Origin of the sequence: Muricoccus harenae, from assembly GCF_009848505.1 — a bacterium.
In the GTDB taxonomy this organism is placed as follows: domain Bacteria; phylum Pseudomonadota; class Alphaproteobacteria; order Acetobacterales; family Acetobacteraceae; genus Roseomonas; species Roseomonas harenae.
In genome coordinates this window covers 1-12484 of the sequence record NZ_WWDL01000047.1, presented here as the reverse complement: position 1 = coordinate 12484, position 12484 = coordinate 1, and the positions used below count along the sequence as shown (strand labels likewise).

Below are 12484 nucleotides of genomic sequence, written 5' to 3'. Positions count from 1 at the left end.
CTTCATACCCCCAGATCCAACCGCAATATTTATGGTCGATCAACGGACAGATCGCAGGCCTTTCGGCATTCAAGATGTCGCCCAAGGAAAGACACGCGCCGGACGCGGGGGACGGCCGCGTTTTTTACGGGCCGAGAAGTCCTAATTTTCTTGCGATTCGGAACTGGTTGCAGCATATGCAGCAGCCGTTGACTTGATCGAAATTTCGATCGCCCTGGTCAGCGCCCGGCAGGGAAATTAGGGGGCCACATGGACGCTCTTGTTACTTCGCTAGGGATGTTCTCGGGTGACAGCCCGAGCGAAGCCCTGCACACGGAAGAGACGAAGGATTACTTCGTCGAGAAGAACGGCGTTCGCTTCGCCGGGACGCATCTGATCATCGATCTGTGGGGGGCGACGAATCTCGACGACCCCGCGCATATCGATGAGGTGCTGCGCGAAGCCGCCATCGAGACGGGGGCGACGATCCTCCACGGCCACTTCCACCACTTCCAGCCGAATGGCGGGGTGAGCGGCGTGCTCGTGCTGGCGGAGAGCCATGTCTCGATCCACACCTGGCCCGAGAAGTCCTACGCGGCGCTGGATATCTTCGTCTGCGGGGTCTGCGACCCCTATCTGGCGATCCCGGTGCTGAAGCGCGGCTTCCTGCCAGAGCGCGTCCAGCTGGCGGAACACCGCCGTGGCATGCAGGCCTGAAGTCTAACTGAGACGATCGCCTCGAGGCTGACGATGGGAAGCGGGCGCGGCTAAGCTGCGTGGCCCGCTTCCTGTCGCTCGTGCTATACGGGGGCGTGCCGTCGGGGTACGGTGGTGCTGCCCGAGCGGGTCCTCAATCCCCGGTATGAGCGTCGTACGCTGCGGCCTGAACTCCTTGCGCCGGTGAACTGTCAGAAACCTCGTCGCGAGCATCTTGGACGCGAAGGGCAACAGCGTGGTTGCAGCGGCCCCGTAAGGAGCTACCGACGCAGCGCGAGGACATGGGAAGCACCGTTTGCATGACGACGAGGTTATCCTTGGCAAGAAGGCACGCGGAACTGCCATGACTGATGCTCTCGAGAGAACCGATGGCCTGGTCCTGCGTACCGGCCGCGTCGCCGCCCTCCGGCTCTTTGACATGGCTTACGAGATCGACCTCCGCCGGGCCGAGGAGCTATGGACCGAGCGTGCGCAGGGCAATGCCGCGCGAAGCCGACTTGCCGGAACGCCTGCCAAGGCAGTCTCGTTCGGAGTCCCACCGCTGGAGCTGTCGCTCGGTCCGTTGCAGATCCGCGTCGCTGGCCGGGAGCTGACTGCCGAGGCAAGCGTCCGCCTCTACGATTTCGGCATTGCCGCACTCTCACTCGCCTTCCCTGTGGAGGATCTCTCCTGGGCCAGCTTTAGTGCGCTCGTGAACGCCGTGGATCGGGCTGTCGGTCCGCCCGGCGATCTCCCTGTTTGGAACGATCTCCTGGGCCATCTGCGGGAGGTGCTGGGTGGTGCCCTGGACAGGCCATCTGCGAAGCCGCTGCAGGAGGATTACCTGATCGCCACGGTCCACAGCTTCGTCGCCCCCGTCACGGCGGAGGAGCTTCTGGAAGCCGCCGACCTCGTCCCCCTCCTCTCCGGCGAGGAGCGCCCTTTGTCGGAGGGAGCGCGACGGGACCTATTGGCTCAACGCTTCTCCTACCACCCGGACGACCTCGCGGTGATCACCTGGGACCGCGCCTTCATCCTCGAGCCGCGGCACGAGACTGATGTCGGGCATGTGCTGGAGATGGCCAATGCGCAGCTCCTGGAGATGCGCACCTATGACGAGATGCTGGACGACGAGCTGCCGCGCATGCACGATCTGGTGCAGGCAGCCCGACGCCGCACCCACCTCCTCGCTTCCCGCCGCTACGCCCGGCTGGCCGGCCGGCTCCACGCCCTGGTGGCGGAGGTGACGGAGCTGGCGGAGCGCGTGGATAACGCGCTGCAGGTGACTGAGGACGTCTATCTGGCCCGCGTCTATGCCGCCGCCATCAACCTCTTCCGGGTCCCTAATGTCAGCGCGGCGGTTGACCGCAAGCTGGAGATCATCCGCCAGACTTACAGTGCGCTGCACGGCGAAGCGGCGGGTGGCCGGGCAGAGGTGCTGGAGATCGCCATCCTTGGGCTGATTGCCCTGGAGATCGTGCTCTCTCTGGTACGGCACTGATGCCGGCATTACGGCCCGGCCCGGCTGCCTGAGCCTCGTGGCCGATAGCAGCACGCGGCCGCTCGGCCGTGTCCGGACGCCGGACCAGCCGATTTGGCTTCTTATGTGGACGGCCGGAGCATCCAACGCTTTTTTCACCTCCGCTCACGCGAACAAGGTGGATGTGTGCGCGGCGGAGAAAAAGTCGGCCACTGGAGCGGCGGCGTGATGCGGCTGCGGGCGGAGTAGGACCCAGCCAGAGGCAGGCGGCCTACCCTGAGGGATCAGGGTGGGGCGCCGGCAGATGTTCGTGTTGGAGACCTACGCGGCGGTCCGACGGTTCGGCTTTCTGGGCTGAGCCGGGGGTGTGTTGCATCGGCCGGCCTGGCGATAAGCCTGAGGTAGGATAGGGAGGGAACGGTGCCCTGGCATCCTCGAGGGGAGGCGAGCTTGCCATTCTAGGCGAATGCCGGCCGCCGTCATCGCATTCGGAAGCAACGGTTCGGGGCGACGAGCTGGAGTGAGTACGATGCCGCCCTGCGCGGGCGCGGCAGTCTGACGATCTGGTTCACGAACGCGGCGTTCGCGGCCTGGAAGGCCGAGCCCCGGGCCACGTGCGGCGGGCAACCGCGCTACTTGCCCAAGACACCCTGCGACCCGACCGAGATCCGCGGCGTCATCCCGCTCCTCGTCACCCCTTTTTGCGGGGACGAGACGATCGACGAGGCGGCAATGCGTCAGCAGTTACGCTACATGCTGGGCAAGGGAGTGCACGGTATCATTGTCCGCGGGAGCGCGGGGAGGGCTTCACCCTTACGCGCGACGAACTGGCTTGGTCGGCCCGGCCACTGACACTCAACTTGCCGATGCCATTCCGTGGAGCACCGACAGCACAAGGGGCGGAACCACCGCGCGGAGAACTCGCATCAGCCGACATGACGACGAGAACGAGGGATGAAGCGCTTCAAGTCCACGGGCCAGGCGCAGCGCTTCCTTTCCGCCCAGGACGGGATCAATAACCTCTTTCATCTTCGCCGCGAGCACGTCACCGCCAGCGAGTGCCGCGCCGCAGGGGCGTGGGCGTTCGAGGTTTGGTCCGACGTCAGCGGGGTCACCGCGCGGGCTTGATCGCCCTTAATGCCACTATCGATCAGCCCGCCTCGTCGCCTTGAAGTTGGCAGATTGACGGTGCCCTCTCGCCAAGCAACTTGCCAATGCTCTCGTCAGTAGCGCTTCAGCGCGAGGGCTTCGAAGCTGCGACGCAGGGCGTCTAGTGAGGCGTCTCCTCCGCTCAGGGCCAAGCAACTCACCAGCGCGTCCACCACGGCGAGTTGCGCGATCCGGCTTGTCATAGCCTCCGAGCGGTAGCGCGTCTCACGGGCCGCCGTGTACAGCACGATCTCGGCATAGGCCTGGATTGGACTGCGCCCGAAATTGGTGATGACGATCGTACTCGCCCCCCTCTCGCGTGCCAGTTTCGTCGCCATGACAGTCTCCAGCGTGCTGCCGGAATGGGAGATGGTGAGCACGGCTGTCTCCGGTCCGGCCTGGGCCGCACTAATCGCCTGAAGGTGGCTGTCCACCGCCAGGCGGCAATCGAGTCCGATGCGGAGAAGGCGAATGTGGGCGTCCTCAGCGATCGGCGCAGCCATACCGATACCATACACCTCCAACCTGCGCGCCGATCGGATCGCGGTGACGGCGCGCGCCAGCGCCCCGGGATCCAGCACGGCCAGTGTGTCCGAAAGGGCCTGTGCCCCAGAAGCGAAGATCTTGCGGATCACGGTGCTGGGCTCGTCCGCGGGGTTCAGGTCCTCGTGGATGGCCTGCACGGGGGCCACAAGGTCACGCGCCAGCTCGATCTTCAGGTGCTGGAAGCCGTGCGCGCCGATCTGCCGGCACAACGCTATCACGCTTCCCTCGCTCGCACCCGAGCGTTCAGCCACCTCCGTCACGGACATATGCACCACCTCGGCCGGCGAATTGAGCACGACGTCCGCGATGCGCGCCGCGACCGGCGTGAGACCGGGCCGCAAGGCCTGAAGCCGGCTCAGCGCGGCCAATGGCGTCGCCTCAGACGAAGGATCAGACATCGGTTTTGCGCTGCGCCGGGCCATACCTCCTTATACACCCCGCTGAGTTTGTTTCAGTGCCTTTCATCGTTTCACTGAGATTCTTTCATCCAACCGTCACCCAACGGGGCTCCATCTTGCGGCAGATAGCCTCTGCGACAGCGGTTAGGTGATGGCGGTGGCAAGCGTCGATCTCATCGGCATCGGCAAGCGTTTCGGGGCCACCGAGGTGCTGCAGGACGTGACGTTGCGAGCAGCCGATGGCGAGTTCCTCGCCATCCTCGGTGCGTCGGGCTGCGGCAAATCTACCCTCCTCCGCATCCTGGCGGGTCTGGAGGGAGCGGATCGTGGCCAGGTGCGGCTCGGCGGCGAGGAGGTGGGCCATCTCCGCCCCAAGGCGCGGGACCTGGCGATGGTGTTCCAGAGCTACGCGCTCTACCCCTACATGACGGTCCGGCAGAACATCACTCTGCCGCTTCAGATGCGCCGCCTGTCGGCGCTGCAGCGCCTCCCTCTGCTCGGCCGCTTGGCGCCGGGCGGACGCGCCCTCCGCGCCGGCATCACCGCGGATGTGGATGCGGTTGCTGGCCCGCTGCAGCTCTCCGCCCTGATGGAGCGGCGTCCGGCGCAGCTCTCGGGCGGGCAGCGGCAGCGCGTGGCGCTGGGCCGGGCCATGGTACGCCAACCTGCCGCCTTCCTGATGGACGAGCCGCTCTCCAACCTGGACGCGAAGCTCCGGGTGGAGGCGCGGGCTGAGATCGTCGCCATGCAGCGGCGCCTCAGCGCGACGATTCTGTACGTCACGCACGACCAGGTCGAGGCCATGACGATGGCGGACCGTGTGGCGGTCATGCAGGCGGGCCGCGTGCTTCAGGTGGCGCCGCCGCAGCACCTCTACGACGAGCCCGCCAGCATCGACGTGGCGCGCTTCGTCGGCAGCCCGCCGATGAACATCATCCCCGCACTGCTGGATGAGACGGGCATGGTGGAGCTGGCAGGCCATGTCCTTCCCTGGCACGCGCAGGGCCGGGCCGGGGCGCGCGTGATGGCCGGCATCCGCCCCGAATCCCTGGTGCCGCGCCCGGGTGGGCTGCCGGCTACGCTCAAGCGCGTCGAGCGGCTGGGGGCTGAGGCTGTGCTGCACTGCGCGCTGCCCGGCGTGGAGGATACGGTCCTCGCACGCGTCGAGACCGCGATCGCCAACGGTCTTTCCCCGGGCGGGACGATCCCGCTCATGCCCCGTCGCGTCCTTCTCTTCCAGGAGGCGGGGTTGCGGATGGAGTGCCGGCCGCATCCGGCCGCCACCCCGGCGATGGAGGGTGCCCTTGGCTGAGACACGCCCCGGCGCACGCGCCGAAGCACTGGCAGCCTGGGCGCTCTCGCTGCCGGCGCTTATCCTCCTCTGGGCCATGCTGCTCGGCCCGGCCGTCGCCGTGCTGCTCCTCTCCTTCACGGGGTGGAGCCTTGGTGAGGCCGAGATGGAGTGGATCGGCGCCGGTAACTACGCGCAGCTCGCGGCCGATCCCGTCTTCTGGACGTCGTTGCGCAACACGTTAATCTACGTAGGTGTGTGCGTTCCCGCGACAGTCGGGCTCGGGCTCGCCGCCGCCCTGCTGGTCGAAAGCGTGGGGCGGGGACGCGGCTTCTACCGCGCCGCCTACTTCCTCCCCGTCGCCTCCACGCTGCTCGCCATGGCACTGGTCTGGGAATTCATGTTCCACCCGACAGTCGGGTTCGTGAACCAGGCCTTCGGTGCATTGGGGCTGCCGGTCACGGACTGGCTGAACAACCCGGATGTCGCGCTGCTCGCGCTTGCGGTGATCGGCGTGTGGCAGAACCTCGGGCTGGCCATGGTGCTGTTCGTCGCGGGCCTGCAGGGCATTCCGAGGGACCTGTACGAGGCCCTGGCGATGGACGGAGCGGACGGGCCGTGGGAGCGCTTCCGGCGCGTCACTTGGCCCATGCTGGGTCCGGCGCTGGTCTTCGTCGTCTCCATCATCGCGATCCGCAGCTTCCAGGTCTTCGACACCGTGGCGGTGCTGACCGAGGGCGGGCCGAGCAAGTCCACCGAAGTGCTGCTCTACACCATGGTCCAGGAGGGCTTCACCTTCCTTCGCAGCGCCTACGGGGCGGCCATCACCGTGGTGTTCCTGGTCTTTACCCTGGCCATCACCATGGCCCAGACCATCCTACTGGACCGGAGGGCGCATTATGGTTGACCGCCTCCTTGGCACTCTCCTGCGCCACCTCGTCCTGCTTGCCGGCGCGGCGCTGATGCTGACGCCCTTCGTCATCATGGTCTCGCTCTCGCTGAAGCCGCCTGGAGAGATTTTCGCGCCCGAGTTCCGGCTCCTGCCGGAGCAGTGGCACGCGGTGGAGAACTACCGCGAGGCCTTCACGCGGGTGCCGCTCGCGCGCTTCCTCATCAATGGCCTCATCGTCACCGCCTCCATCTTCGCCGCGCAGGCCGCCACGGCGCTGCCCATAGCCTACGCGCTCGCGAAGCTGCGCTGGCGCGGCCGCCAAGCCGCCTTCGCCCTGGTGCTGCTGGCGCTGTTGATCCCGCCGCAGGTGCCGGCGATCCCGCTCTACATCGCGATGTGGAAGCTGGATCTGCTCAATACCTACGCCGCGATCATTCTGCCCTCCACTATCAGCGTCTTCGGCATCTTCCTGATGCGTCAGTTCTTCCGCACCGTGCCCGACGACCTGATCGCGGCGGCGCGCATGGACGGGCTGGGCGAGTTCGCCATTGTCTGGCGAATCATGCTGCCCACCGCTCTGCCGGCGCTCGCGGCCTTCGGCTGCCTCTCCTTCATCTGGAACTGGAACGAGTTCTTCTGGCCGCTCATCGCGGTGCAGGAGGAGAGGCTGATGACCCCGCCGCTCGGCATCGCCTTCTTCAACAACGCTGAGGCGGGGACGAACTGGGGGCCGCTCATGGCGGCCGCCACCGTCACCACCGCGCCCCTCGCCCTGGCCTTCCTTCTCGCGAGCCGCGCCTTCGTCCGCGGCGTGACGATGACGGGCGTGAAGTAGCGCCGGCCAACCCTGACGACCTCATCGGAAAGAACAGCTTCATGATCTCCCGCCGCCTGCTGCTCGGCTCCGCCGCCGGGCTCGCCACTCCGCTCTATGCCCGCGCCCAGTCGCGCGGCGTGGAGCTGACAGTGCAATACGCCATCCCCGAGCTGTTCCGGCAGCTGATGGACGAGGTGGCCACCGGCTTCACGCGCAAGAACCCGGACATCCGCATCACCTTTCGCTCCGCCGAGCAGGGCTATGAGGAGATCCTCCAGCGCAACCTGCGCGACGCGGTGACGCGCAGCCTGCCCGACGTTGCCTTCCACGGCCTGAACCGCCAGCGTACCTTGCTGGAGCGCGACATCCCCGTGGACCTGCGACCCCTGATGCAAGACGACGCCGAGACCACCGCCCAGGGCTATTCCGAGACGCTGCTGAGCCTTGGCCAGGTCGGCGGGAAGCAGACCGGCATCGGCTTCGCGCTCTCCACCCCCGTGCTCTACTACAACCTCGGTCTCCTCCGCCGTGCTGGCGGCGACCCCGAGAAGCTGCCCTCCAGTTGGGACGAGGTGAACGCCATGGCCCGTGCCATCCATGGCAGCGGCGAGGGAACGACAGGGCTCTTCTTCGACTGGACAATCACCGGCAACTGGCCCTGGCAGGCGCTGCTCTTCAGCCATGGCGGCCGGATGATGAACGAGGACGAGACCGCAGTTGCCTTTAACGATGCGCCGGGCCGCAGCGCCGTCCGCGTGCTGCGCAGCATGGTGGACGAGGGCCGGATGCCCGATATGCGCGCCCCCACCATGATGAACGAGTTCATCGCCGGCCGTCTGGGCATCATCATGCAGTCCACAGCGCAGCTCGGCCGCTTCAACCGCGAGGTCGCCGGCCGCTTCCCGCTGCGGACAGGCCGCTTCCCCATCCCCGGCCCGAACCCACGCCTCCCCGCTGGCGGCAATGTGGCGATGATGTTCACCAAGGATCCCGCGAAGCAGCAGGCGGCTTGGCGCTTCATCAAGTACGCCACGGGACCCGAGGGCGCGACGATGATGGTGAACCACACGGGCTACATGCCCGCCACCACCATCCCGGCGGAGCGCGAGGAGTTGCTCGGCCGCTTCTACCGCGAGAACCCGAATCACCTGACCGCGATCCGTCAGCAGGACGTGATCACGGGCTGGTACGCCTTCCCCGGGCAGAACGCGCTGAAGATCACGGACGTGCTCAATGACGGCATCCAATCCGTGGTGTCGAAGCGGGCTGAGGCCGATGCGGCGCTCGACCGCATGGCCGCCGAGGTGCAGGCTCTTCTGCCGCGCCGGAGGGGCTAGCAATGGCCAACCGCATCGCGCTGATCTCGGACATCCACCTCAGCCGCGCCCGCCCCTACTTCCACGCGAATTGGGAGATCTTGCTGGAGGAGCTGGCGGCGGAGGCGCCGGACCTGATCCTGATCTCTGGCGACTTGGCCCTGGACGGGCCGCACCGGGAGGACGACCTTGCCTTCGCCCGCGCGCAGCTCGACCGGCTGCCCGCGCCCTGGCACGCCGTGCCGGGGAACCACGACATCGGCAATGCCCGCCCCGACCTGCGCGGGGAAGCGGTGGTGACGGAAGCCCGCCGGGAGGCCTGGACGCACTATTTCGGCCCCGCTTGGTGGTCGCTGGACGTGGATGGCTGGCGGGTGGTCGGGCTGGATTCCCTGGTCTGTGGCTCCGGCTTCCCGGCCGAGACCGAGCAGGCGGCCTTTCTGCACGGCGCGTTTGCGGGGGCGGAGGGGCGGCCGGTCGCACTGCTTTTCCACAAGCCGCTGTGCGACCAGAGCATGCTGGAGCCGGCGATGAGCCAGTCCTTCTGGTACCCGGCGGCGCGGGCGCTGGTTGCGGATGCGCTGCAGCAAGGGGCGGTGCGGCTGGTGATCTCCGGCCACCTCCATGAGGCGCGCGACCGGATGATCGAGGGCATCCGGCACCTTTGGGTACCGGGCACGGCCTTCGTCCAGGACATGGCCGTCGAATGGGTGCCGGATCGTGGCGGGCGTCGGCGCGTCGGCTTTATGATGCTTGAGCTCGGCACCACACCCAGGGCTTTTCCGCGCGAGCCATCTCGAATGTTCAACACGGATATCGGCAGCTGGCTGCGCGACGGCATTGGGCATTACGCCGTGATTGCCGGCCCAGCCCCTTACCTCGGGCTCACCACCGCGCCCTTCATCGCGGAGGCAGCATGACGCCCTTCAGCTTTCTCCATCTTACGGACATCCATATCGTCGCGCCGGGCCGTGGAGAACTTTACGGGTTGCACCCTGCGGCCCGGCTGGCTGAGGCGGTGGAAAGCATCGCCCGGCGCCACGGGCCTGGTGGGCCGGCGCCCGCATCGTTTGCGGTAATCACCGGCGACCTGGCACATTGGGGCGAGCCGGAGGCCTACGCAGTGCTGGCCCAGGAACTGGCCAGGTTGCCGATTCCTTATTATCTGCTGATCGGCAACCATGATGACCGCACGGCTTTCCGGGTCGCCTTCCCGCAGGCGCCGGTTGACGAGGCCGGCTTCGTGCAGCGCTCCTTGAAAACGCTTGTGGGCCGCTTCCTCCTGCTCGACACAAACGAGTCGGGCACTCATGCCGGACGCTACTGCGAGCGTCGCCTCGCCTGGCTCTCGGCTCAGCTTGCGGAGGACGAGGAGCCTGTCTTCCTCTTCCTGCACCATCCGCCGGTGCGCGTCGGGATCCATCGCATGGACTCGATTCCCCTGCTGGACGCAGCCGGCCTATGGGAAGTGCTGCGCCCGCACCGGGAACGAATCCGCCACCTCTTCCATGGGCACCTGCACCGACCCTTGGCCGGCTCCTGGCACGGCATCCCCACTTCGTCGCTTCGGGGCACGGCGCATCAGGTTGCGCTGGACTTGGCGGAGCGCGAAACCGTGCCTGGCAGCCACGAGCCGCCCGCCTATGCGCTGGTACGTGTAACGGAGGAAGATGTCGTGGTGCACACCCATGACTTTCTGTCGGAGGCGCCTGCCTTCCATCTTTAAGTGCCGGATGAACTTGCTGGCCCAGCCGTCTTCGATGGTCCTGCCAGGACCCGCGCCAGCGGCCTGTTTGGCCGGCCCGGGCTAGGGTCAGGACTCATTGATCCAGAAGAGGACGGTGGCTGCGAGGCAGATGGCGGACATGAAGGTGTGGGCGCATCGGTCATAGCGCATGGCGATGCGGCGCCAGTCCTTCATGCGGCCGAACATGTTCTCGATGCGGTGCCTCTGCCGATAAGGGGTCTTGTCGTAGGGGATCGGGACCTTGCGGCTCCGGCTTGAGGGTATGCAGGGCGCGATGGCACGGGCCGCGAGTGCCTGGCGGAAACGGTTGCTGTCATAGCCCTTGTCGCCGATGAGGTCCTTGGCTTGTGGCAGGCTGGGCAGCATCAGGGCTGCGCCCCTGTGGTCGCTCATCTGACCTTCCGAGAGCAGTAGAACCACGGGGCGGCCCTGACCGTCGCAGGCGGCGTGCAGCTTGGAGTTCAGGCCGCCTTTGGTGCGCCCGATACAGCGGGGAACAGCCCCTTTTTGAGCAGGCTGGCCGCTGTACGATGGGCCTTGAGGTGGGTGGCGTCGATCATGAGCCGGTCCGGCTCGCCCGCCCGGCCGGCGAGCCCCGCGAAGATGCGGTTGAACACGCCGAGGCGGCTCCATCGCACGAAGCGGTTGTAGAGGGTCTTGTGCGGTCCGTACTCGGCCGGGGCATCGCGCCAGCGCAGCCCATTGCGGATGACGTGGATGATGCCGCTGACCACCCGCTGGTCATCCACCCGCGGCACCCCATGCGAAAGCGGGAAGTAAGGCGCGATCCGCCGGATCTGCGCCTTCGTTAGCCAGAACAGATCAGCCATGGCGGCACCTCCGGCCGCCATGGAATGAGCCAATCACATCAAGTGCTAGACCCAATCAATAGGTCCTGACCCTAGGCATCGAGGGTTCGCCCCCGCGCCAGTCTGCCCGACGATGCTGGACCGGGCGACCCATGCACCAAGGTGACACACGGTCAAGATCGAGCGCATCAGGGATGCCGTACACGGAAAGTATGCTGCGCGTCGTGTGCGGACGCACATCTGCACAGCATGTCCATCGGCAAGCACTTCGCGCTATCACACTAAAATTTAACGTTTAATTAGATCGCGTTGACCGTAGCCGGATGTATTCTCATTTAGCCTCCTCGCCAGAGTTGAAATCAGAACGTTAGATAGGGTAAGTGCCCCCAGAACAGAGGGAACCGCGTGGCCGAAGCATCCGATGAGGCACGTCTCGATGCCCTGCGTCAGCTAGACCTGCTCGACACGGCTCCAAGTGAGGCCTTCGATCGCATAACCCGCATGGCGGCCCAGATTTTTGGTCTGCCCATTGCCGCCGTCTCCTTAACCGACCGTGATAGGCAGTGGTTCAAGTCACGCGTAGGGGTCGCCCATACCTCTATCCCTCGGGACAGAGCGCCGTGTGCTCAAGTAGCAGAAAGCTGCAACCTTCTGGTAATCCCAGACCTGCTTGCTGATCCTTGCTACCGTGACAGCTATCTCGCCCGTACCGGCGTGCGCTTCTATGCAGGTGCGCCGTTGACGACGCGCGAGGGGTTCGGCCTCGGATCGATGTGCGTCCTCGGCGTGGAACCAAGGCAGGCGTCCGCCTCAGAACTCGCGTCCTTGACCGACCTCGCAGCCATGGTGATGTCGCAGATTGAGTTGCAGCATGCTTTTGGCCGCGTCGACCCGCTCAGCGGGATGCCGAACTTCACGCAATTCGTTGAGGATCTTGAGGACTTGGGCAGAGACCAGCCCGATCACGCACGACGTCTCGCCGTACTGGTGGATCTCACCAGCCCTGAGCAACTCAACAACTCCGTGCGTGTCATGGGCTCCTCCTATCTGGACGACATGGTTAGGAAGGCAGCTAGAACGATCAGGACGGCAATCGGTCCGACGCGAAAGGCTTACCACGTAGCGCCAACTCAGTTCGCGCTTCTCGCGCCCCCAGGCGCCGAGGAGCTGATTTATACTGCAACTCTGGCTAGGAAGCTGGCCGAGGTTCGCGATCAGTCGAACTCGCCTTTCATAGCTAGGGTCTGTGACCGGACTCTGCGATGCGTAGGTTGATCATCGTGGCGGCGAGGTGGGCGAAGCCCATCCAGCTGCGGCGGGTCTTGTCGCGCCGGAGAGCAATGCGAGCCCAATCTTTGAGGCTG

13 protein-coding genes are annotated in these 12484 nt (G+C 66.0%); 11 read left to right on the top strand and 2 right to left on the bottom strand.

Features of this window, described 5'->3' with window-relative positions; genetic code table 11:
* Positions 1-276 precede the first annotated feature (276 nt).
* The 4 genes from speD to GSE44_RS26590 all read left to right on the top strand — a co-directional run bounded on the left by speD (position 277) and on the right by GSE44_RS26590 (position 3283).
* Complete coding sequence (gene speD, locus GSE44_RS23145) at positions 277-696, top strand: adenosylmethionine decarboxylase (RefSeq protein ID WP_408015153.1); 420 nt, start codon at positions 277-279, stop codon at positions 694-696.
* A gap of 343 nt (positions 697-1039) precedes the next feature.
* On the top strand, positions 1040-2176 hold the full coding sequence (locus tag GSE44_RS23140; RefSeq protein ID WP_159351195.1) for an RMD1 family protein: 1137 nt from the start codon (positions 1040-1042) through the stop codon (positions 2174-2176).
* 615 nt (positions 2177-2791) lie between these two features.
* Complete coding sequence (locus tag GSE44_RS26595; RefSeq protein WP_159351194.1) at positions 2792-3007, top strand: dihydrodipicolinate synthase family protein; 216 nt, start codon at positions 2792-2794, stop codon at positions 3005-3007.
* 102 nt (positions 3008-3109) lie between these two features.
* Positions 3110-3283: a hypothetical protein gene (locus tag GSE44_RS26590; RefSeq protein ID WP_201306211.1), complete on the top strand. Its 174-nt coding sequence runs from the start codon at positions 3110-3112 to the stop codon at positions 3281-3283.
* A gap of 95 nt (positions 3284-3378) precedes the next feature.
* Here GSE44_RS26590 and GSE44_RS23125 read toward each other — a convergent pair whose 3' ends face one another.
* The gene (locus tag GSE44_RS23125) at positions 3379-4272 is read right to left on the bottom strand and encodes a MurR/RpiR family transcriptional regulator (protein ID WP_159351193.1); all 894 of its coding nucleotides are present in this window, start codon (positions 4270-4272) and stop codon (positions 3379-3381) included.
* Positions 4273-4399: 127 nt separating this feature from the next.
* On the opposite strand from GSE44_RS23125, the gene GSE44_RS23120 reads away from it, so the two are divergent.
* Genes GSE44_RS23120 through GSE44_RS23095 form a run of 6 tightly spaced genes read left to right on the top strand, consistent with a single transcriptional unit; the run spans position 4400 to position 10290 of the window.
* A complete protein-coding gene (locus tag GSE44_RS23120) occupies positions 4400-5560 on the top strand; it encodes an ABC transporter ATP-binding protein (protein ID WP_408015152.1) in 1161 nt (386 codons plus the stop codon).
* A complete protein-coding gene (locus GSE44_RS23115; protein WP_408015151.1) occupies positions 5547-6446 on the top strand; it encodes a carbohydrate ABC transporter permease in 900 nt (299 codons plus the stop codon). The genes GSE44_RS23120 and GSE44_RS23115 overlap by 14 nt, the downstream gene beginning before the upstream one ends.
* Positions 6439-7266: a carbohydrate ABC transporter permease gene (locus GSE44_RS23110; protein ID WP_159351191.1), complete on the top strand. Its 828-nt coding sequence runs from the start codon at positions 6439-6441 to the stop codon at positions 7264-7266. The genes GSE44_RS23115 and GSE44_RS23110 overlap by 8 nt, the downstream gene beginning before the upstream one ends.
* A gap of 41 nt (positions 7267-7307) precedes the next feature.
* Positions 7308-8585 (top strand): ABC transporter substrate-binding protein, encoded by a 1278-nt coding sequence (locus GSE44_RS23105; protein WP_159351190.1) that lies wholly within the window; start codon positions 7308-7310, stop codon positions 8583-8585.
* 2 nt (positions 8586-8587) lie between these two features.
* Entirely contained in the window at positions 8588-9484 is an 897-nt protein-coding gene (locus GSE44_RS23100; RefSeq protein WP_159351189.1) for a metallophosphoesterase family protein, read from the top strand.
* The gene (locus GSE44_RS23095; RefSeq protein ID WP_159351188.1) at positions 9481-10290 is read left to right on the top strand and encodes a phosphodiesterase; all 810 of its coding nucleotides are present in this window, start codon (positions 9481-9483) and stop codon (positions 10288-10290) included. The genes GSE44_RS23100 and GSE44_RS23095 overlap by 4 nt, the downstream gene beginning before the upstream one ends.
* 87 nt (positions 10291-10377) lie before the next feature.
* Here GSE44_RS23095 and GSE44_RS23090 read toward each other — a convergent pair.
* Positions 10378-11141 (bottom strand): IS5 family transposase gene (locus tag GSE44_RS23090; RefSeq protein ID WP_159351187.1). Its coding sequence is split into 2 segments (ribosomal slippage): positions 10378-10808 and positions 10808-11141, totalling 765 coding nucleotides; the frame shifts between segments, so codons are not numbered across the junction.
* A 384-nt stretch (positions 11142-11525) separates the two neighbouring features.
* Here GSE44_RS23090 and GSE44_RS23085 point away from each other — a divergent pair.
* Positions 11526-12395, top strand: a complete 870-nt coding sequence (locus GSE44_RS23085) for a sensor domain-containing diguanylate cyclase (protein WP_201306210.1) — start codon at positions 11526-11528, stop codon at positions 12393-12395.
* Positions 12396-12484 lie beyond the last annotated feature (89 nt).

Coding starts and splice junctions, on each gene's coding strand:
- speD (WP_408015153.1), top strand. CDS start 277: ATGTTCTCGGGTGACAGCCCGAGCGAAGCCCTGCACACGGAAGAGACG.
- GSE44_RS23140 (WP_159351195.1), top strand. CDS start 1,040: ATGACTGATGCTCTCGAGAGAACCGATGGCCTGGTCCTGCGTACCGGC.
- GSE44_RS26590 (WP_201306211.1), top strand. CDS start 3,110: ATGAAGCGCTTCAAGTCCACGGGCCAGGCGCAGCGCTTCCTTTCCGCC.
- GSE44_RS23125 (WP_159351193.1), bottom strand. CDS start 4,272: ATGGCCCGGCGCAGCGCAAAACCGATGTCTGATCCTTCGTCTGAGGCG.
- GSE44_RS23120 (WP_408015152.1), top strand. CDS start 4,400: ATGGCGGTGGCAAGCGTCGATCTCATCGGCATCGGCAAGCGTTTCGGG.
- GSE44_RS23110 (WP_159351191.1), top strand. CDS start 6,439: ATGGTTGACCGCCTCCTTGGCACTCTCCTGCGCCACCTCGTCCTGCTT.
- GSE44_RS23105 (WP_159351190.1), top strand. CDS start 7,308: ATGATCTCCCGCCGCCTGCTGCTCGGCTCCGCCGCCGGGCTCGCCACT.
- GSE44_RS23100 (WP_159351189.1), top strand. CDS start 8,588: ATGGCCAACCGCATCGCGCTGATCTCGGACATCCACCTCAGCCGCGCC.
- GSE44_RS23095 (WP_159351188.1), top strand. CDS start 9,481: ATGACGCCCTTCAGCTTTCTCCATCTTACGGACATCCATATCGTCGCG.